Here is an 18,472-nt window from a genome sequence, read left to right as displayed (position 1 = left end):
CCGGCGCACGGCGCAAGCGCGGAAAGCGCGACGGCGAATGCTGCCGCGCGGCGGCGTGTAAGGCAATTCAGGACTGCTGGCATGAAGTCAACGCTGGGGGGAGTCGGTGGAAAAGGCATCGGGGACGGCACTGCCGAGCAACGCCTGCAGGCCGATGCGTTGCTCGGCGAGCGCATCGCGCTGCGTCGCCACGTCGATCCGCTTCGTCAGCGCGACAAGCTGCGCGTCGGTGTACTGGCCGAGCGCGATATCGTGCGCGGCGTACGCGTGCCCGGCATGCTCGGTGGCCCGTTCGAGCGCGGGCAGCGCAGCCTCGTCCTGCGCAAGCTGCTCCGTCGCGAGACGGGAATCGGCACGCAGGTGCGCGATATCGGCATAGGCGACGTTCAGCCGCGACTGGTATTCGTCGCCCAGCCGCTGGCGGGTTGCCTGCTCGATCGCGACGTTGCCGCGGTTGCGATTGAAGATCGGCAGGCTCAGCGCAATCTGAAAGCCGGTCGTATAAATGCCCGACGTGTCGCGTGCCCGATTGAAGCCGACATTCAGGCTCGGAAACTGGTTCAGGATCGCGGCGCGATATTTCTGCTCCTGCGCGTCGTAGCCGGCCTGCAGCGCGATCAGGTCGGGCCGCCGCTGCGGCAGCGCGGCCACTGCGGCGTCGAGCGTCGCATCGGTCAGCGGCACCGCCCGGTCGGAGCCGGTCAGTCGCAGTTCGACGTCCGGTGCGAGCCCGAGCAGCGCGTTCAGGTCGTGGTGCGTCTGCTCGCGTGCACGCACCATGTCGTCGTATTGCTTGCGCGCATCGCTGCAGGCAGTCGACGCGACGCTGACGACGTCATCCGTCACATTGCCCGCCTGCCGCGCATGCGCGATCCGCTCGTAGCGCGCCGTATTGAGCGCGCGCGCCTGCGCGAGCAGCGGCAACGTCGCGTCCTCGTAGCGCGCCTTCGTGTACAGCTGCTTCGCCTGCGCGACGACCTGCCACTCCTGCCACAGCAGACCAAGATCGGTCTTGCGCACAGTCGCGTCGGCGGACCGCTTGTTCGCATTGCGCGTGACGATCGCCATCACGTCCATGCTCAGGCCGTAGTTGAACGCGCGCTCGAGACCGGCCGCGCCCGGGAAATCGCTCGACACCGACAGTTGCGGATCGGGCAGCAGGCCCGCGGAAAACGCCTGCGCTTGTGCAATCCCGAGATCGTCGCGCGCAAGCTTCAGGTCGGGATTGTTCGCGACCGCGAGCATCGCGATTTCCTCGATGTCGAAGCCATCGGATGGATCGAAGCGATGCGCAGCCAGTTCCGGCAGCGGCATGGCCGCCGGATCGATGCGAATCCGGTTCAGCGCGTCGGTGGTGGTCAGTGTCGCGTGCGGGGTCAACGGTCGCGGCTGGTATGCCGTGCAGCCGCCGAGCACGACGGCACACGACACGGCACCGGCAAGCGCCGCACGCAAACAGCAAGCGGAGAACGACGACGAAGCAAGCGGAGAGCGGGACAACGATCGCTCCTGAGCGGATGAACGTGAGAATGGACGCGTCCGCGACAGGTCGAGGCAAACGCGACGCCATTATCCCGACCGCTTGCTTAAGGGCCGATTAAGCAGCCGCCGAACGGGCTGCGAAAGGATTGCGCGGGTGGCGCGCGATGGACGAACGCGACATGAAAGTGTCACGCACCCGCACCGAGCGCCAGTCGAAAGGGAATCGACAGAAAGCGATGTACCCCGGGCACGCGAGATGCCGGGCGAGCGCTTCGATCGCCCGGCAGCGTACGTGCCATCGCTCAGTTGCCGCGCCCGGGCCGGCTCGCCCCTGCATCGACCGCCTCGACCGAACGCGTCAGCCACGGCCCGATGTCCATCTCCTCGTAGCGCACGAGCCGGCTCTTGCGCGCGCGGCGATACGCCCACCAGATCGCGACGAACAGCGGAATCCACACGTAGATCGACAGCACTTCCATCCAGTCGATGCGGGCCGCGAAGAACGCCTGATAGTCCTGCCCGAGCGAGATCACGATGCAGATCGCGATCGCGAACAGCGGCCCGAACGGGAACCATTTCGCGCGGTACGGCAGTTGATCGAGCCGGTAGCCCTGCTTCAGGAAGCCCTTGCGGAACCGGTAATGGCACACCGCGATGCCGAGCCACGCGATGAAGCCCGTGATGCCGACCGTATTCAGCAGCCACAGATAGATGCTCTGGTTGTTGGTCAACGACGTGAGGAAGCACAGCCCGCCGACGGCCATCGTCGCGTACAGCGCGTTGCGCGGCACGCCGCCCGGCGACAGCGTCGCGAACATCGCGGGCGCGCGCCCTTCCGCGGCGAGGTTGTACAGCATCCGCGTCGCCGCGTAGGTGCCGGAATTGCCGGCCGACAGCACGGCCGTCAGGATCACGAGATTCATCGCGCCGGCCGCGAGCCGGAAACCCGCATGGCTGAACACCAGCGTGAACGGACTCACGCCGATGTCGGTCACGTCGCTCTTCAACAGGTTCGGATCCGTGTACGGCACGAGCAGGCCGATCACGAAGATCGCGAACACGTAGAACAGCATGATCCGCCAGAAGATCTGCTTCACCGCGCGCGGGATCGTCTGGCGCGGATTCTCCGATTCGCCGGCCGTGATCCCGACCAGTTCGGTGCCGAGAAACGAGAAGCCCGCGATCAGCGCGACGCTCATCATCGCGTGCACGCCGCCGACGAACGGCGCGTCGCCGGTCGTGAAGTTGCGCAGGCCGACCGGATGCCCGTTCCCGATCAGGCCGGCGGCGATCAGCAGCCCGGCCGCGATGAACGCGACCACGGTGACGACCTTGATCAACGAGAACCAGTATTCCGATTCGCCGAAGCCACGCACCGACAGCGTATTCAGCAGGAAGATCAGCACGAGAAAGCCCGCGCCCCACCAGATGCCAGGTATGGTCGGAAACCAGTAGCGCATCACGATCTGCGCGGCGACCAGCTCGATCGCGATCGTCACGGCCCAGCTGTACCAGTAGGTCCAGCCGAGCGCGACGCCGAAGCCTTCGTCGACGTACTTCTCGCCGTAGATCGCAAACGAGCCCGATACCGGCATCAGCGCGGCCATCTCGCCGAGGCCCGTGACGACGAAGTACACCATCAGCCCGATCGCGATATACGCGGCGATCGCGCCGCCCGGCCCCGCCTGCGCGACCGACGCCCCCGATGCGACGAACAGCCCCGTGCCGATCGAGCCGCCGATCGCGATCATCGCGATGTGGCGGCCCTGCAGACGACGCTTCAGCGTCGTTCCGGACGGCGCGGCCGTCTCCGCTGCCGCTTGCAAAGCATCCATAGTGTTCACCCTGATTGGATTCGGGGCGGGCGATTTGATTCGGAATGCGAATCGCCCAGCCCGGTCATTCGCGTCGAAACCAGCCCTTCCCGGCCGGCCGCCTCACACGACGCTGCGCTTGATCGCCTGCAGTTCGGCCGTCGTCACGATCTTCTCGATCCGGAACCGCGGGCTTTCCAGCCACGCGTTCGCGATCCGCCGGTACTCGTCGAGATCCTCGCACGCGAGCCGCACGAGAAAATCGAACGTGCCGCTGACGAGCCAGCAATCGAGCACGGCCGGATTCGCCCGCATTTCGTCCTCGAACGGCGCCTGCGAACGCCCGTGGTCGGCCAGCGTGATCTGCGCGATCACGACGATCGGCTTGGTCGCGCGCGGCGCCTTGATCACCGCGCGGTACCCTTCGATCACGCCGAGCGCCTCGAGCCGCTCCACGCGCGCCTGGCACGGCCGCGGCGTGAGGTTCACGAGCTCCGACAGCTTCCGGTAGGAAATCCGTCCGTCGGTGCGCAGGATGTCGAGGATCCGGAGATCGATCTTGTCGAGCTGCATCTTCTTGTCGGTCATCCGCGTTCGCTCCGGTCGGATCGTGGCTGGTGCGCGGAACGTCTCCGTTGCCGCGCGGGGGCCACATTATCCGGCCGAAGCGGCCGCGCGCCAATCGGCTAGAACCGCAGCGACAGGCAGGTCAGGCCGCCGTCCATCTTGCGGAACTCGCTCGTGTCGATCACGTGCAGCGGCAGCCCGAGCGGCGCGATCGCGTCATGGACGCGCGGATAGCCGGCCGGCGTGATCAGCGTGCCGTTCACGCGCAGCGTGTTGCCCGCGTATTCGTCGGCGGCCGAGATCGCGATCCGGCGATAGTCGGCGAACGCCGGATGCGCGGCCAGCGCTTCGGTCACGAGCAGCGTGTCGTCGCCGAGCGCGTTGACGACCGACTTGAGATGCAGGCCGGCGCCCACCGGCACCGCGACGACCGAGTAGCCGTAGCGCGACACCAGCGATTCGAACGCGGCGATGCCTTCGGCGTCGGTGCGGCCCGTCAGGCCGATGTAGAAGCGCTTGCCGACCTGCATCACGTCGCCGCCGTCGAGGCGGCCGTCCTGCATCGGCAGCAGGTCGCGACGCGCAGCCAGTGCCGCTTCGATATGCACCGTCTCGCCGCGTCGCGCGGGCGCACCCGGGCGCGTGATCACCGCGAATTCCGGCGTCACGACCGCAGTGTCCTCGACGAAGTGCGAATCGGGGAACGCGTCCAGCGGCGGCAGTTCGGTCAGCTCGACGCCGAGCGTGCGCAGCGCTTCGCAGTAGGCGTGAAACTGCGTGAGCGTCTTGTCGTAGTCGGGCGCGCCGAGCTCGGCGGTGGTCAGGCCCGCGCCACAGGACGGCGCGGGGCGGCGAACGATCGCTTGCGTGAATTGCATCGACTCCTCCATGGTCAGCGCCACACCCGTGCTTCAACGGGGCGGCTGCGTTGTGTCCGGACCATTATCGGAAGCCAAATTGCGCAATTCGCGTCGATTTCGGCGGCGCCGACAGCCGATTGCGTCGAATTGCACGCGGTACGCAGCGGATTCGGCAAACGGCCGTTCACCGTCCGGCGAACGGCCGCCTTCGCCTGCTGTGCGCCTGCTACACGCCCGGCCCGACACCCATCTGCGAACGGCCGAGTGCCGTGAGATCGCCCTCCCCGCCCCGCCCGTCGAATTCGACCTCGAAATGATCGGCCGGAAAATCGGGCGGGCTCTCGCCGCGCAGGAACGCAGCCCGCTGTCGCTGCAGGTACGCGTCGTTCTTCGCGCAACCGGGCGCAGCCGCGATGTACATCACGTTGCTGTCGCCATTGCCGCGATGCGCATCCTCGACCGCGTGCACGACGTCGCCATGCCAGAACACCGCATCGCCCGGCTCCATGTGCGGGATCGGCACCAGCGCGTCGAGCAGCAGCGCATGCCATTCCGGCAGGATCGACAACGCGCGGCCCGGACGCGCGCCGCACAGGTCGTCTTCGGCGACATCGTCCTGCAGCGCGCGCAGCACGACATAGGCCATCGCGTTCGCGACCGGGATCAACTGCAGCGTACCGTCGCCGGGCCCCTGCGGCGTCAGCGCGGTCCAGCCCTGGAACGTGCGGAACATCGAGCACACGGCCGGCGACGGGATCTCCTCGACGTCCGGACGGAACGCCGCATCGAACGGGTCGTAATCGCGCCAGCGGCCGGCCAGCACGTGACGGTAGACCTGGCGGAAATTCGCGCCGAGCCAGCGTTCGACGGAGCCGCCGTCGACGTGCGGCGACAGCCCGAGCGACGTCGAGCCGGGCGGGCGGCGGCGAATCCGGTCCGCATAGGCCGGCACCTGATCGGGATCGAAGTGCGTACGCCCGCCTTCCGCGTGCCGCCACAGGCGGTTGAGGAACACGCGTGCCTGGGTCAGCGCCAGAGACTGGCGCGCAGCCACCTGCGGCTTCGACCAGTAGACGCCGTAGATCTGCGGCTTGCCCGACGCGAGATTGCCGAAATAGCGGTCTTCGGCGCGTGCGTGCAGCCGCTCGGCGAAGCGGTTCGCGTCCAGGTACGCGCCGATCTCGTCGTTCCAGTCGCGCGCCTGCTGCGCATCGAATACACCGCGAATCACGACCGCGCCATGCGTGCGGATCGCGGCAACCGCGTGCGGATCGACGGTGCCGCCCGCGATGTCCGCGAACGGCACCACCGGAATCACGTCATGGCCATGCGCATGCGTGCGGCGAATCGCGTCGACCTGCCGCGCAATGTCGCCCTCCAGTTCGCGGAACGTGGCCGCATAACCGGGCAGATCGGCGCGCAGCCCCCTTTTCGCCGCGCGAATCGCGGCAGGCAGGTCGTCAATCGTCAGTTGCATCGTGGTCTCCTCGCTGACAGGTGTCGTGATGTGCTGTCAGCGTACGGCCGGCACGCGACCGCCATCCCCGTTATCCGGCCAACTATCGATACAATCCTGACAATCGTGCGTCACTCGGGACGATGGCAGACCACGCAGAGCTTGTTGCCGTCCGGATCGCGGAAATAGGCGCCGTAGTAGTCGCGGTGATAGTCCGGCCGCAGGCCCGGCGGCCCTTCGCAGGTACCGCCGTGGCGCAGCGCGAGTGCGTGGCAGCGATCGACGTGCGCGTGCGTCGGCGCAACGAACGCGATCGTGTGGCCATTGCCCGGTTCGGGCGCACGGCCGTCGAGCGGCTGGCCGAAGAAGAACAGCGGCCGGTCGGCGTCGGCCGGCATCCAGCCCGACCAGCCGTCCGGCTCGCGGAATTTCAGGCGCAGCCCGAGTTCCGCGAACAGCGGCGCGTAGAAATCGTAGGCGCGCGCGGTGTCGGTCACACCCACGCAAACATGTGAAAACATCGTATCGCTCCGTCGTGACGAATGCTCACGATCATGCCACGGCGCGATGCCCACCCTCGCCCGGAGGCCGCGATGAAACCGCAGTACGAGCACGTGACGTTCGCCCCCGGCTGTTCGATCCGCGTGTATCACCGCCAGCTCGCGCGCATCCCGTTCGAATGGCATCGCCATCCCGAATACGAACTGACGCTGACGCTCAACAGCCGCGGCCAGCGCTTCATCGGCGATCACGTCGAGCGCTACGCGGACGACGATCTGGTACTCGTGCCGCCCAACCTGCCGCATACCTGGTCGTCGAACGCACGCATCGATCGCGATGCGCCCGAAGTCGCGCTCGTCATCTGGTTCGACGGTGACTGGGTGCGGCGGCTGGCCGACTGTTGCCCCGAATACGCGCCGCTGCGCTCGCTGCTGCGGCGTGCCGCACCGGGCCTGCGCTTCGATGCGGACGCGGCCCGCGCGATGCGCGCGCGGCTACCGCAGTTGCTCGATCCGTCGCCGCGCACACGACTCGCAGCCGCGCTCGACACGCTCGCCGATCTCGCGGACGCCACCGGCGAACCGCTCGCCACCGCACACGCATACGACCGCGCCGACGGCACGGCACCGCCCGCCGACGCGGCCGCCCCCGAAGCCGAACGCCTCGATCGCGTGCTCGACGCAATCGACCGGCACTTCCACGAACCGCTGCGCGTCGACACGCTCGCCGCCGCTGCGCACATGTCCGAACGCACGCTGCAGCGCCTGTTCGTCCGGCATCTCGGCGAAAGCGTCGGCCGCTACGTGCAGCGGTTGCGGCTCGCGCATGCGTGCCGTCATCTCGTCGGCACCGACTGGCCGATCGCGACCGTGGCTGCGCGCTGCGGCATTCCGAATGCCGCGAACTTCAACCGCCAGTTCCTCGCCGCGCGCGGGATGACGCCCGGCGCATACCGGCAGTTCTTCGTGCAGCACGGCCACGCGCCCGATGACGACGCACCCGCACTCGACACGCGCCCGCCGTCGCTGGAGCGCCGCGCCGGACCGAGCGAACCCCGGCCGCACAAATGAAAACACCCCGACGGGATAACCCGTCGGGGTGTCATGGCGTTGCGATCGCCCGGCGCGAGCGGCCTGCCGGCCGTTCGCGCCGCGCACGACTTAACGTGCGTTGAGCGGCTTCGCTTCGCGCGGCGTGTTGCCGATGAACAGCTGACGCGGACGGCCGATCTTCTGCTCCGGATCGCCGATCATTTCGTTCCACTGTGCGATCCAGCCGACCGTACGTGCCATCGCGAAGATACACGTGAACATCGACGTCGGGATGCCCAGCGCGCGCTGGACGATGCCCGAGTAGAAGTCGACGTTCGGGTACAGCTTGCGCGACACGAAGTATTCGTCTTCCAGCGCGATCTTCTCGAGCTGCATCGCGAGCTTGAACAGCGGGTCGTCGTGCAGGCCCAGTTCGTTCAGCACTTCGTAGCACGTTTCGCGCATCAGCTTCGCGCGCGGGTCGTAGTTCTTGTACACGCGGTGACCGAAGCCCATCAGCTTCACGCCCGAATTCTTGTCCTTCACCTGCTTGATGAACTCGGGGATGTTGTCCGGCGAACCGATCTGCTCGAGCATGTTCAGCGCGGCTTCGTTCGCACCACCGTGCGCCGGGCCCCACAGACAGGCGATACCGGCTGCGATACACGCGAACGGGTTCGCGCCCGACGAGCCGGCCAGGCGGACCGTCGACGTCGATGCGTTCTGCTCGTGATCGGCATGCAGGATCAGGATACGGTCGAGCGCGCGAACGAGCACGTCGTTGACCTTGTACTCTTCGCACGGGTTCGAGAACATCATGTGCATGAAGTTCGCGCTGTACGACAGTTCGTTCTTCGGATAGACGAACGGCTGGCCGATGCTGAACTTGTATGCCATCGCGACAAGCGTCGGCAGCTTCGCGATCATGCGGATCGCCGACACTTCGCGGTGACGCGGGTCGTTGATGTCGAGCGAGTCGTGGTAGAACGCCGACAGCGCGCCGACGGCCGCCACCAGCACTGCCATCGGGTGCGCATCGCGACGGAAGCCACGGAAGAAGAAGTGCATCTGCTCGTGCACCATCGTGTGCTTCGTGACGGTGTCGACGAATTCCTTCTTCTGCGCTGCGTTCGGCAGCTCGCCCTTCAGCAGCAGGTAGCAGCTTTCGAGGAAGTCCGCGTTTTGCGCGAGGTTGTCGATCGGGTAGCCGCGGTACAGCAGCTCGCCCTTGTCGCCGTCGATGTACGTGATCGCCGAATTACAAGCTGCCGTCGACATGAAGCCCGGGTCGTACGTGAACTTGCCGGTCTGGCCGTACAGCTTGCGGATGTCGATCACGTCCGGGCCCATCGTGCCCTTGTAGATCGGCATTTCGACGCTCGGCGAGTTGTCGCTGAACGATAGCGTGGCTTTTACATCAGACGGAGTCATGGCACATCCTCAATCGAAATATAGAAACGGGATTCGATAACGGGCGTAACGCGTTACACGTTGCGCAGCATCTCCAACAGCCGGTGAATATCCGGGCTGTCTAGGTCGCCTTCTGGTTCCTTGCGCGCGAGGAGCAAGTCCATCAGGTCGTTGTCGCTCAGATCGAGCAGGCGCGACAACGCGCCTACGTCTGCATCGGTGAGGTCATGCTCGTATCTGCTGAAGAAACGCTCGAAGATGATGTCGTTTTCCAGCAGACCCCGCCGCGCACGCCAGCGGAGGCGTGCGCGACGGTGCGGGTCGGATTGATGCGAATCGTCGCTCATCTCGACCTTAAACCGCGCGGCGGACCATCAGTTCCTTGATCTTGCCGATCGCCTTCGTCGGGTTCAGGCCCTTCGGGCAAACGTCGACGCAGTTCATGATCGTATGGCAACGGAACAGACGATACGGGTCTTCCAGGTTGTCGAGACGCTCGCCGGTGGCCGTGTCACGGCTGTCCGCGATGAAGCGGTAAGCCTGCAGCAGGCCGGCCGGGCCGACGAACTTGTCCGGGTTCCACCAGAAGCTCGGGCACGACGTCGAGCAGCTCGCACACAGAATGCACTCGTACACGCCGTCGAGCTCGTCGCGCTCTTCCGGCGACTGGAGACGTTCCTTCTCCGGCGGCGGCGCGTCGTTGATCAGGTACGGCTTGATCGAGTGGTACTGGTTGAAGAAGTGCGTCATGTCGACGATCAGGTCGCGCACGACGGGCAGGCCCGGCAGCGGACGCAGCACGATCTTCTGCGGCAGGTCGTTCAGGTTCGTCAGGCACGCGAGACCGTTCTTGCCGTTGATGTTCATCGCGTCCGAACCGCACACGCCTTCGCGGCACGAACGGCGGAACGACAGCGTCTCGTCAACGGCCTTCAGCTTGACCAGTGCGTCGAGCAGCATGCGCTCGTGCTCGAGCTCCAGCTCGTACGTCTGCATGCGCGGCGCTGCGTCCTTGTCCGGATCGTAGCGGTAGACTTCAAAAATGCGTTTTGCCATTTCGGATTCCTTTGACTCGGCTTAGAACGTGCGCGGCTTCGGCGGCACGGATTCGACCGTCAGCGGCTTCATTTGAACCGGCTTGTAGTCGAGGCGATCGCCTTCGCTATACCACAGCGTGTGGCGCAGCCAGTTGTCGTCGTCGCGGTGTTCGTAGTCGCTGTGAGCGTGTGCGCCACGGCTTTCCTTACGTGCTTCCGCCGACACCATCGTTGCGCGAGCAACTTCGATCAGGTTCTCCAGCTCGAGCGCTTCGACGCGCGCGGTGTTGAACACCTTCGACTTGTCCTTCAGGTGGATGTTTTCCACACGTGCCTTCAGGCCGGCCATCTCGTCGACGCCTTCCTTCAGCAGTTTCGACGTGCGGAACACGCCTGCGTGCTTCTGCATCGTCGAGCGGATGTCGTTCGCGACGTCCTGCGTGTATTCGCCCGAGGTCGACTTGTCGAGCTTCGCCAGGCGCGCCAGCGAGAATTCGCCTGCATCGGCCGGCAGCGGCTTGTGTTCCTTCTGGTTCTTCACGTGCTCGACGATGTGGTTGCCGGCCGCACGGCCGAACACCACGAGGTCCAGCAGCGAGTTCGTGCCGAGGCGGTTCGCGCCGTGCACGGACACGCACGAGCATTCGCCCACTGCGTAGAAGCCGTTGACCGGATCCTTGTGACCGCCGCGCGACGTGCCGACGACCTGACCGTGGATGTTGGTCGGGATGCCGCCCATCTGGTAGTGGATCGTCGGGACGACCGGGATCGGTTCCTTGATCGCGTCGACGTTCGCGAACTTCAGCGCGATTTCGCGGATCGACGGCAGACGCTTCATGATCGTCTCGGCGCCGATGTGCGACAGGTCGAGCAGCACGTGATCCTTGTTCGGACCCACGCCACGGCCTTCCTTGATTTCCTGGTCCATCGAACGCGACACGAAGTCACGCGGCGCCAGATCCTTCAGCGTCGGCGCGTAGCGCTCCATGAAACGCTCGCCGTTCGCGTTGCGCAGGATACCGCCTTCGCCGCGCACGCCTTCGGTGATCAGCACGCCCGCGCCGGCCACGCCGGTCGGGTGGAACTGCCAGAACTCCATGTCCTGCAGCGCGATGCCCGAACGCGCAGCCATGCCGAGGCCGTCGCCGGTGTTGATGAACGCGTTGGTCGATGCCGCGAAGATCCGGCCTGCGCCGCCCGTCGCGAACAGCGTGGTCTTGCCTTCCATGATGTAGACGTCACCCGTCTCCATCTCGAGGGCCGTCACGCCGAGCACGTCGCCTTCCGCGTCGCGGATCAGGTCGAGCGCCATCCATTCGACGAAGAACTGCGTCTTCGCTTCGACGTTCTGCTGGTACAGCGTGTGCAGCAGCGCGTGACCGGTACGGTCGGCGGCCGCGCAAGCGCGCTGGACCGGCTTCTCGCCGTAGTTCGCGGTGTGGCCGCCGAACGGGCGCTGGTAGATCGTGCCGTCCGCGTTACGGTCGAACGGCATGCCGAAGTGCTCGAGTTCGTACACGACGTTCGGCGCTTCACGGCACATGAATTCGATCGCGTCCTGGTCGCCGAGCCAGTCGGAGCCCTTGATCGTGTCGTAGAAGTGGAAGTGCCAGTTGTCTTCGCTCATGTTGCCGAGCGACGCGCCGATACCGCCCTGCGCGGCGACCGTGTGCGAACGGGTCGGGAACACCTTCGACAGCACACCGACCGACAGGCCCGCGCGCGACAGTTGCAGCGCTGCGCGCAAGCCGGAGCCGCCCGCGCCGACGATCACCACGTCAAACTTGCGACGCGGGAGGTTAGATTTGATTGCAGCCATTCTTTACACTCTCCAGAGAATCTGCGCGGCGTAGCCCGCACATGCGAGCAGCCAGACGATGGTCAGCGATTGCAGCAGCAGGCGCACACCGACGGGCTTCACGTAGTCCATCCAGATGTCGCGCACGCCGACCCATGCGTGGTAGAAGAGGGAAAGCAGCATCACGAAGGTCGCGAGCTTCATCCATTGCGCGGCGAAGATCGAGGCCCAGCCTTCGTACGAAAAATCGTGCGCGCCGAAGAACAGGACGAGCAGGATGACCGTGTAGACCGCCATGATCGTGGCGGTGATGCGTTGCGCGAGCCAGTCGCGCAGGCCGTAGTGCGCGCCGACGACGAGGCGCTTCGAGCCGATTCGGTTATTGGCTGCCATTTTCTTAGAATGCTCCGAACAGTTTGAGTGCCATGGCGATCGTCAGGGCGATCGAGACGACAAAGACGACGACTGCCGTCCGCTTGCCGCCTTCCTTCGTGACGGCGTCGTGATTGACGTCCATCAGCAGGTGGCGAATGCCGGCGCAGAAATGGTGGAAGAAGGCCCACGACAGTGCGAGGACGATCAGCTTGACGATGATGTTGGAGAGGAAAGCCTTGAAGACTTCGAAGCTGAGCTCGGACGTGAGGCTCTGGTCGAAGAGGAACAGCAGGAACGGCAGGAACAAGAACAGCAGCGCGCCGCTGACTCGATGGAGAATCGACAATATCGCTGCCAGCGGCATGCGATATTTCATCGTGATATCGCCGAATCCGATGTTCCGGTATTCCGGCCTCGGCTTTCTTACTGCATCAGTCATGCTAGACCCCTACTATGTTGTCACACTAATCCGCGATTTTAGCGCCTTTTTATATCGCGCTGCAGCGAAAGTCTGCTCTGGATAGTTGCGCGAACAAGAACAAAAGGCGGCCCGAAACGTGCTTCGCGAACGTGGGGAACGCGAACGCACTCGGCTTGAGCCGATACACCGTCAACTCAAGTCATTCTGATAGTAGTACCCGGTTGTGACATACCAGCCGCGACGCACTTCCACCGGCCGGTCTCCGTATGTATAGGACACGCGCTCGACCGACAGCAAAGGAAAACCCGCTGGCACGTGCAGCAGGTCGGCCACCGCCGGCTCCGCCGCGACCGCGCGGATCTTTTCCGTCGCGCGGATCATCCGCGTGCCGAACTCCGTCTCGAACATCGCGTAGAGCGGCCCCTTGTACTCGCTCAGCCGCTCGAACGTCAGGCCGCGGAACATCGCTCCTGGCAGCCAGATCTCGTCGAGCACCGTCACTTCCTTCTCGAACTCCAGCAGACGGCGCACCTGCACGACGGGATCGGCCGGCTTCAGGTCGAGCTGCCGCGCGATCTCGGCCGGCGCGCGCAGGCGCCGGCATTCGAGCAGGCGGCTCACGTGCGGATGCTCGGCACCGTCGTCGGCCAGCAGGCGGAGGAAGCGGAACTGCGCGCGATCCTCATTGTGCGTCGCAACAAAAGTACCCTTGCCCTGCCGCCGGACCACGAGGTTTTCCGCGGCCAGTTCGTCGATCGCCTTGCGGACGGTGCCCTGGCTGACCTTGTAGCGGGCCGCGAGCTCCACCTCGCTCGGGATGATCTCGCCCGGCTTCCATTCACCGGATTCGAGACTTTGCGTGATCAATGACTTAATCTGCTGGTATAACGGGCTGAACGTCGGCGACGACGGCGGCGCCGCCGCAGGCGAAGGTGCGGGATCGCTCGCGCCCGGCTGCCCTGGGCCGCCTGCGCCGGTCTGATTCGCGGTATTCGCCTGGTTCGATGTCATGGCGCGCATTTCATCACAAACCGCACTTTTAAGTCCACTCAATTTCCGCAAAACATCTGTCTTATATAAGACATATGATACCGTTTGACTTTGAGCCGGACGGCTCCTACACTCCGGGTCGAGCAAGGGTTCGCGGGTGCAAAAGCGCGTCCCCGGCTACGTGCCACGGCCGTCTCCAGGTTCACCGCGTCTGCCATCGCGAGTCCTCCGCCCTGCCTCAATGCAACACTCAGCACAACGCGCATAGAATGGCGTTTTCGCGAGTGTCCAACGCTTCACCCGTCCTGGAGATTTTCAATGGCTAAGCCCGCAAAGCGTGTTGCCGTCACCGGCGCCGCAGGTCAAATCGCTTACTCCCTGCTGTTCCGCATCGCGAACGGCGATCTGCTCGGCAAGGACCAGCCGGTCATCCTGCAACTGCTCGACCTCCCGCAAGCCCAAGGCGCCGTCAAAGGCGTCGTGATGGAACTCGACGATTGCGCGTTCCCGCTGCTGTCGGGCGTCGTGATCACCGATGATCCGAAGGTCGCATTCAAGGATGCCGATGTTGCACTGCTGGTCGGCGCACGTCCGCGCTCGAAGGGCATGGAGCGCAAGGACCTGCTGTCGGCAAACGCCGAAATCTTCACGGTTCAGGGTGCTGCGCTGAACGAAGTCGCAAGCCGCGACGTGAAGGTGCTGGTCGTCGGCAACCCGGCGAACACCAACGCGTACATCGCGATGAAGTCGGCACCGGATCTGCCGAAGAAGAACTTCACGGCGATGCTGCGCCTCGACCACAACCGCGCGCTGTCGCAGCTCGCAGCGAAGTCGGGCAAGCCGGTCGCATCGATCGAGAAGCTCGCCGTGTGGGGCAACCACTCGCCGACGATGTACCCCGACTTCCGCTTCGCGACCGCCGAAGGCGAGTCGATGCTGAAGCTGATCAACGACGACGTGTGGAACCGCGACACGTTCATCCCGACCGTCGGCAAGCGCGGCGCGGCGATCATCGAAGCGCGCGGCCTGTCGTCGGCAGCGTCGGCTGCCAATGCGGCGATCGACCACGTGCGTGACTGGGTCCTCGGCACGAACGGCAAGTGGGTCACGATGGGCATCCCGTCGGACGGCTCGTACGGCATCCCCGAAGACATCATCTACGGCGTGCCGGTCGTTTGCGAAAACGGCGAGTACAAGCGCATCGAAGGCCTGGAAATCGACGCGTTCTCGCGCGAGAAGATGGACGGCACGCTGGCCGAGCTGCTCGAAGAGCGCGATGGCGTCGCCCACCTGCTGAAGAACTAAGCATCACGCATCTTGCCGGGCTGCCCTCGGGCAGCCCGGTCTCGGCCCGGGCCGGCATGCCGCCGGCGCGGGCCGACCGATCCGATCCGCGCACGTTTTGCCGCCCGCGCCCGCCGCGCCCTGGCCCAGAACGCGCCCGAATCCGATTTTCTCCACGTTGACCCGCTTCCCTGACGTAGACGAGATGGCCGCGCTCACTCCTGCACAAGTGCTGTACGACGGGGCGTCCCCGCCCGCGATCCTGCCCTGCTGCGATCACTACGCGGGCAGCGAAAAGCTGATGCGCAAGTCGCTCGCGCTGCAGGCCGAAACGGGCCCCGTTTTCGACATCACGCTCGACTGCGAAGACGGCGCGGCCGTCGGCCAGGAGGCCGCGCACGCGGCACTCGTCGCCGAACTGCTCGGCAGCGCCGAGAACCGCTTCGGCCGCGTCGGCGTCCGTATCCACGACTTTTCCCGCCCGCACTGGCGCGACGACGTGCGCATCGTGCTGCGTGCGGCGCGCGCCCCCGCCTACATCACGCTCCCGAAGATCGCGAGTGCCGCCGACGCAGCCGAAATGACCGCGTTCATCGAAGGCACGCGCCGCGAGCTCGGCATCGCGCAGCCGATCCCGGTCGACGTGCTGGTCGAGACGCACGGCGCGCTCGCGCAGGCGGCCGCCCTCGCCGCGCTGCCGACGGTCGGCACGCTGAGCTTCGGGCTGATGGATTTCGTGTCCGCGCACCATGGTGCGATTCCCGATTCCGCGATGCGCTCGCCGGGCCAGTTCGAGCATCCGCTCGTGCGCCGCGCGAAGCTGGAAATCGCCGCGGCCTGCCACGCGCACGGCAAGACGCCGTCGCACAACGTGACGACCGAGGTGCGCGACATGGGCATCGTCGCCGGCGATGCACGCCGCGCGCGCGACGAATTCGCATTCACGCGGATGTGGAGCATCCACCCCGCGCAGATCCGCCCGATCGTCGACGCATTCGCGCCGCGCATCGACGAGGTCGCGCTGGCCGCCGAGATCCTGCTGGCCGCGCAGGCCGCCGACTGGGGGCCGACGCGCCACGGTGATACGCTGCACGATCGCGCGAGCTACCGGTATTACTGGTCGGTGCTGCGCCGCGCGCGGGCCACCGGCCAGCCCGTACCGGCCGAGGCCGCGCCGCTGTTCGGGCCGGCCACCGCGGGCAGCGTGCCGTAAGCGCGCGCCGCCGGCCGAGACACGAGATTCATGCATTCGACGACGCGCGAACCGGATAGAGTTTTGCGAAACGACAAAAAACGTAACGGAGCCCGAAAACCTGATATATACGCGGCCAAATAGGTGAAAATAGCGGCCGCTGCGCGCTTTCGGGGCGCGTGCAGTTTCAAACCGGCCGGCCGCTTCGATTGCCGGCCCTTGTCAACTGATTATCGAAAGGTTCTGACTCCATGAAGAAACTCCTGATCGCTACCGCCATCGGCGCGTTGTCCGCCACGATGCTGGTGTCGGCTCCGAGCGCGTTTGCCCAGGGTACGGCCACGACGACGGCGAAGAAGGCCACGGCCAAGCGCCCGGCGCCGGCCAAGCGCATCATCCCGCGCAGCAAGAAGGCGCAGGCACGCGCAGCCGCCAAGGTCGATCCGGTACCGGACGGCGCGGTCAAGTGGTCCTGTAAGGAAGGCCTGTCGTTCGACCTCGCCGGCGACATGAAGCGCGACCAGGTCGTTACGGTTCACTGGGCGAAGAAGAACTACAAGCTGCCGCGTCAAGCCACGACGACGGGCGCCGACACGTTCTACGATCCGGCAGCAGGCTTCAAGCTGATCGTGATCCCGACCAAGGCAATGCTGTTCTCGGACGCAAACGGCGGCGAGCGCCTCGCGGACGAATGCGTGACGCCGGAAATGGCACAAGGCACGGCTGCGCCGACGCAATCGAACGAGCTGAAGCCGGCAACGAACTAAGCGCGTTCCCATCGGCCCCTCGATGTCCGCCCCGGTCTCCAACGTCCGCCCTGCTCCGGATACGGTACTCGTCGATATCGTCGACTACGTGCTGAACACCGGTATCGACAGCGCGCTCGCGCTGGAGACGGCGCGTCATTGCCTGATCGACACGCTCGGGTGCGGACTCGAGGCGCTGTCCTACCCTGCCTGCACCAAGCTGCTCGGCCCCGTCGTGCCCGGCACGATCGTGCCGAACGGCGCGAAGGTGCCCGGCACGTCCTTCCAGCTCGATCCCGTCCAGGCCGCGTTCGGCATCGGCACGATGATCCGCTGGCTGGACTTCAACGACACCTGGCTCGCCGCCGAATGGGGTCATCCGTCCGACAACCTCGGCGGGATCCTGGCGACGGCCGACTGGCTCTCCCGCACGGCTGTCGCGGCCGGCCGGAAGCCGCTCCTGATGCGCGACGTACTGGTCGCGATGATCCAGGCCCACGAGATCCAAGGCTGCCTCGCCCTCGAGAATTCGTTCAACGCAGTCGGGCTCGACCATGTGCTGCTCGTGAAGGTCGCGTCGACCGCCGTCGTCGGCCGGCTGCTCGGGCTCACGCGCGACGAGCTGATCAACGCGGTATCCAACGCGTTCCTCGACGGCCAGGCGCTGCGCACTTACCGCCACGCACCGAACACCGGCTCGCGCAAGTCATGGGCGGCCGGCGACGCCACGTCCCGCGCGGTGCGCCTCGCGCTGATCGCGAAAACGGGTGAAATGGGCTACCCGTCGGCGCTCACCGCCAAGACCTGGGGCTTCTACGACGTGCTGTTCGACGGCAAGCCGTTCCGCTTCCAGCGCCCGTACGGCACGTACGTGATGGAAAACGTGCTGTTCAAGATCGCGTTCCCCGCCGAATTCCACGCGCAAACGGCCGCTGAGGCCGCGCTGCAGCTGCACGCGCAGCTCGCCGCCGCGGGCCGCACGACCGACGAGATCAGCCGGATCACGATCCGCACGCACGCGGCCGCGATCCGCATCATCGACAAGCAGGGCCCGCTCGCCAATCCGGCCGACCGCGACCACTGCATCCAGTACATGGTCGCCGTGCCGCTGCTGTTCGGCCGGCTGACCGCGGCCGACTATGAAGATTCGGCCGCCGCCGATCCCCGCATCGACGCGCTGCGCGCAAAGACCGTGTGCGTCGAGGATCCGCAGTTCACGAAGGATTACCACGACCCGGACAAGCGCTCGATCGCGAATGCACTGACGATCGAGTTCGCGGACGGATCGAAGCTTGCCGAAGTGGCGGTCGAATACCCGCTCGGTCATCAGCGACGCCGCACCGAAGGCATCCCGCTCCTGGTCGAGAAATTCAGAACCAACCTCGCCCGCCGCTTCCCGGCAAAGCAGCAACAAGCGATTCTCGACGTGTCGCTGGACCAGGCAAAGCTCGAAGCGATGCCGGTCGATGAGTACGTCGACTTGTATGTGATATAGCCGTCATCTACAG

At 65.6% G+C, this 18,472-nt stretch carries 18 protein-coding genes; 5 read left to right on the top strand and 13 right to left on the bottom strand.

Features of this window, described 5'->3' with window-relative positions; translation table 11 throughout:
- Positions 1–87: 87 nt before the first annotated feature.
- The 6 genes from QZM67_RS21275 to QZM67_RS21250 all read right to left on the bottom strand — a co-directional run bounded on the left by QZM67_RS21275 (position 88) and on the right by QZM67_RS21250 (position 6,700).
- Positions 88–1,500, bottom strand: a complete 1,413-nt coding sequence (locus QZM67_RS21275) for a TolC family protein (protein WP_301806408.1) — start codon at positions 1,498–1,500, stop codon at positions 88–90.
- Between the two features lie 284 nt (positions 1,501–1,784).
- Complete coding sequence (locus tag QZM67_RS21270; RefSeq protein WP_175023070.1) at positions 1,785–3,317, bottom strand: amino acid permease; 1,533 nt, start codon at positions 3,315–3,317, stop codon at positions 1,785–1,787.
- 102 nt (positions 3,318–3,419) lie between these two features.
- A complete protein-coding gene (locus QZM67_RS21265; RefSeq protein WP_043177650.1) occupies positions 3,420–3,884 on the bottom strand; it encodes an Lrp/AsnC family transcriptional regulator in 465 nt (154 codons plus the stop codon).
- A 98-nt stretch (positions 3,885–3,982) separates the two neighbouring features.
- Positions 3,983–4,741 carry a dimethylarginine dimethylaminohydrolase family protein gene (locus QZM67_RS21260; protein ID WP_301806404.1) on the bottom strand — a complete coding sequence of 253 codons (759 nt, stop codon included), beginning with the start codon at positions 4,739–4,741 and terminating at the stop codon, positions 3,983–3,985.
- A 208-nt stretch (positions 4,742–4,949) separates the two neighbouring features.
- The gene (locus tag QZM67_RS21255; RefSeq protein ID WP_301806402.1) at positions 4,950–6,200 is read right to left on the bottom strand and encodes a DUF1479 domain-containing protein; all 1,251 of its coding nucleotides are present in this window, start codon (positions 6,198–6,200) and stop codon (positions 4,950–4,952) included.
- 110 nt (positions 6,201–6,310) lie between these two features.
- Positions 6,311–6,700 carry a VOC family protein gene (locus tag QZM67_RS21250; protein WP_301806401.1) on the bottom strand — a complete coding sequence of 130 codons (390 nt, stop codon included), beginning with the start codon at positions 6,698–6,700 and terminating at the stop codon, positions 6,311–6,313.
- Between the two features lie 72 nt (positions 6,701–6,772).
- Here QZM67_RS21250 and QZM67_RS21245 point away from each other — a divergent pair, with 72 nt between their 5' ends.
- Positions 6,773–7,750 (top strand): AraC family transcriptional regulator, encoded by a 978-nt coding sequence (locus tag QZM67_RS21245; protein ID WP_301806398.1) that lies wholly within the window; start codon positions 6,773–6,775, stop codon positions 7,748–7,750.
- 90 nt (positions 7,751–7,840) lie between these two features.
- On the opposite strand, the gene gltA is transcribed toward QZM67_RS21245, so the two are convergent.
- The 7 genes from gltA to QZM67_RS21210 form a co-directional block, all read right to left on the bottom strand.
- Positions 7,841–9,142, bottom strand: a complete 1,302-nt coding sequence (gene gltA / locus QZM67_RS21240) for a citrate synthase (RefSeq protein WP_301806396.1) — start codon at positions 9,140–9,142, stop codon at positions 7,841–7,843.
- 53 nt (positions 9,143–9,195) lie between these two features.
- Positions 9,196–9,468 (bottom strand): succinate dehydrogenase assembly factor 2, encoded by a 273-nt coding sequence (locus tag QZM67_RS21235; protein ID WP_011355742.1) that lies wholly within the window; start codon positions 9,466–9,468, stop codon positions 9,196–9,198.
- A gap of 7 nt (positions 9,469–9,475) precedes the next feature.
- Positions 9,476–10,177 carry a succinate dehydrogenase iron-sulfur subunit gene (locus QZM67_RS21230; protein WP_011355743.1) on the bottom strand — a complete coding sequence of 234 codons (702 nt, stop codon included), beginning with the start codon at positions 10,175–10,177 and terminating at the stop codon, positions 9,476–9,478.
- Positions 10,178–10,198: 21 nt separating this feature from the next.
- Positions 10,199–11,977: a succinate dehydrogenase flavoprotein subunit gene (gene sdhA, locus QZM67_RS21225; protein WP_043177662.1), complete on the bottom strand. Its 1,779-nt coding sequence runs from the start codon at positions 11,975–11,977 to the stop codon at positions 10,199–10,201.
- Between the two features lie 3 nt (positions 11,978–11,980).
- Entirely contained in the window at positions 11,981–12,349 is a 369-nt protein-coding gene (gene sdhD / locus QZM67_RS21220; protein ID WP_011355745.1) for a succinate dehydrogenase, hydrophobic membrane anchor protein, read from the bottom strand.
- A gap of 4 nt (positions 12,350–12,353) precedes the next feature.
- A complete protein-coding gene (gene sdhC, locus QZM67_RS21215) occupies positions 12,354–12,770 on the bottom strand; it encodes a succinate dehydrogenase, cytochrome b556 subunit (RefSeq protein WP_034185792.1) in 417 nt (138 codons plus the stop codon).
- A 171-nt stretch (positions 12,771–12,941) separates the two neighbouring features.
- The gene (locus QZM67_RS21210) at positions 12,942–13,772 is read right to left on the bottom strand and encodes a GntR family transcriptional regulator (RefSeq protein WP_301806453.1); all 831 of its coding nucleotides are present in this window, start codon (positions 13,770–13,772) and stop codon (positions 12,942–12,944) included.
- A 288-nt stretch (positions 13,773–14,060) separates the two neighbouring features.
- Between QZM67_RS21210 and QZM67_RS21205 the strand changes: the two genes are divergently transcribed.
- The 4 genes from QZM67_RS21205 (at position 14,061) to QZM67_RS21190 (ending at position 18,459) form a co-directional block, all read left to right on the top strand.
- On the top strand, positions 14,061–15,047 hold the full coding sequence (locus QZM67_RS21205) for a malate dehydrogenase (RefSeq protein WP_043177668.1): 987 nt from the start codon (positions 14,061–14,063) through the stop codon (positions 15,045–15,047).
- A 184-nt stretch (positions 15,048–15,231) separates the two neighbouring features.
- Positions 15,232–16,239: a CoA ester lyase gene (locus QZM67_RS21200; RefSeq protein WP_367620449.1), complete on the top strand. Its 1,008-nt coding sequence runs from the start codon at positions 15,232–15,234 to the stop codon at positions 16,237–16,239.
- A gap of 230 nt (positions 16,240–16,469) precedes the next feature.
- A complete protein-coding gene (locus tag QZM67_RS21195; RefSeq protein ID WP_043177672.1) occupies positions 16,470–16,985 on the top strand; it encodes a hypothetical protein in 516 nt (171 codons plus the stop codon).
- 22 nt (positions 16,986–17,007) lie between these two features.
- Positions 17,008–18,459 carry a bifunctional 2-methylcitrate dehydratase/aconitate hydratase gene (locus QZM67_RS21190; RefSeq protein WP_301806388.1) on the top strand — a complete coding sequence of 484 codons (1,452 nt, stop codon included), beginning with the start codon at positions 17,008–17,010 and terminating at the stop codon, positions 18,457–18,459.
- Positions 18,460–18,472: the final 13 nt, after the last annotated feature.

The sequence above is a fragment of the Burkholderia sp. AU45251 genome, from assembly GCF_030482905.1.
In the GTDB taxonomy this organism is placed as follows: Bacteria; Pseudomonadota; Gammaproteobacteria; order Burkholderiales; family Burkholderiaceae; genus Burkholderia; species Burkholderia aenigmatica.
Note: the sequence above shows the minus strand (reverse complement) of the source record. Positions and strands in the feature narration are given on the sequence as shown.

What these genes read in the sequence shown, in the direction of transcription:
- QZM67_RS21230 (WP_011355743.1), bottom strand. Translation starts at nt 10,177, where the DNA reads ATGGCAAAACGCATTTTTGAAGTCTACCGCTACGATCCGGACAAGGAC.
- QZM67_RS21190 (WP_301806388.1), top strand. Translation starts at nt 17,008, where the DNA reads ATGTCCGCCCCGGTCTCCAACGTCCGCCCTGCTCCGGATACGGTACTC.
- sdhA (WP_043177662.1), bottom strand. Translation starts at nt 11,977, where the DNA reads ATGGCTGCAATCAAATCTAACCTCCCGCGTCGCAAGTTTGACGTGGTG.
- QZM67_RS21210 (WP_301806453.1), bottom strand. Translation starts at nt 13,772, where the DNA reads ATGCGCGCCATGACATCGAACCAGGCGAATACCGCGAATCAGACCGGC.
- sdhC (WP_034185792.1), bottom strand. Translation starts at nt 12,770, where the DNA reads ATGACTGATGCAGTAAGAAAGCCGAGGCCGGAATACCGGAACATCGGA.
- QZM67_RS21260 (WP_301806404.1), bottom strand. Translation starts at nt 4,741, where the DNA reads ATGCAATTCACGCAAGCGATCGTTCGCCGCCCCGCGCCGTCCTGTGGC.
- QZM67_RS21205 (WP_043177668.1), top strand. Translation starts at nt 14,061, where the DNA reads ATGGCTAAGCCCGCAAAGCGTGTTGCCGTCACCGGCGCCGCAGGTCAA.
- QZM67_RS21250 (WP_301806401.1), bottom strand. Translation starts at nt 6,700, where the DNA reads ATGTTTTCACATGTTTGCGTGGGTGTGACCGACACCGCGCGCGCCTAC.
- sdhD (WP_011355745.1), bottom strand. Translation starts at nt 12,349, where the DNA reads ATGGCAGCCAATAACCGAATCGGCTCGAAGCGCCTCGTCGTCGGCGCG.
- QZM67_RS21265 (WP_043177650.1), bottom strand. Translation starts at nt 3,884, where the DNA reads ATGACCGACAAGAAGATGCAGCTCGACAAGATCGATCTCCGGATCCTC.
- QZM67_RS21200 (WP_367620449.1), top strand. Translation starts at nt 15,232, where the DNA reads ATGGCCGCGCTCACTCCTGCACAAGTGCTGTACGACGGGGCGTCCCCG.
- gltA (WP_301806396.1), bottom strand. Translation starts at nt 9,142, where the DNA reads ATGACTCCGTCTGATGTAAAAGCCACGCTATCGTTCAGCGACAACTCG.
- QZM67_RS21235 (WP_011355742.1), bottom strand. Translation starts at nt 9,468, where the DNA reads ATGAGCGACGATTCGCATCAATCCGACCCGCACCGTCGCGCACGCCTC.
- QZM67_RS21270 (WP_175023070.1), bottom strand. Translation starts at nt 3,317, where the DNA reads ATGGATGCTTTGCAAGCGGCAGCGGAGACGGCCGCGCCGTCCGGAACG.
- QZM67_RS21245 (WP_301806398.1), top strand. Translation starts at nt 6,773, where the DNA reads ATGAAACCGCAGTACGAGCACGTGACGTTCGCCCCCGGCTGTTCGATC.
- QZM67_RS21195 (WP_043177672.1), top strand. Translation starts at nt 16,470, where the DNA reads ATGAAGAAACTCCTGATCGCTACCGCCATCGGCGCGTTGTCCGCCACG.
- QZM67_RS21255 (WP_301806402.1), bottom strand. Translation starts at nt 6,200, where the DNA reads ATGCAACTGACGATTGACGACCTGCCTGCCGCGATTCGCGCGGCGAAA.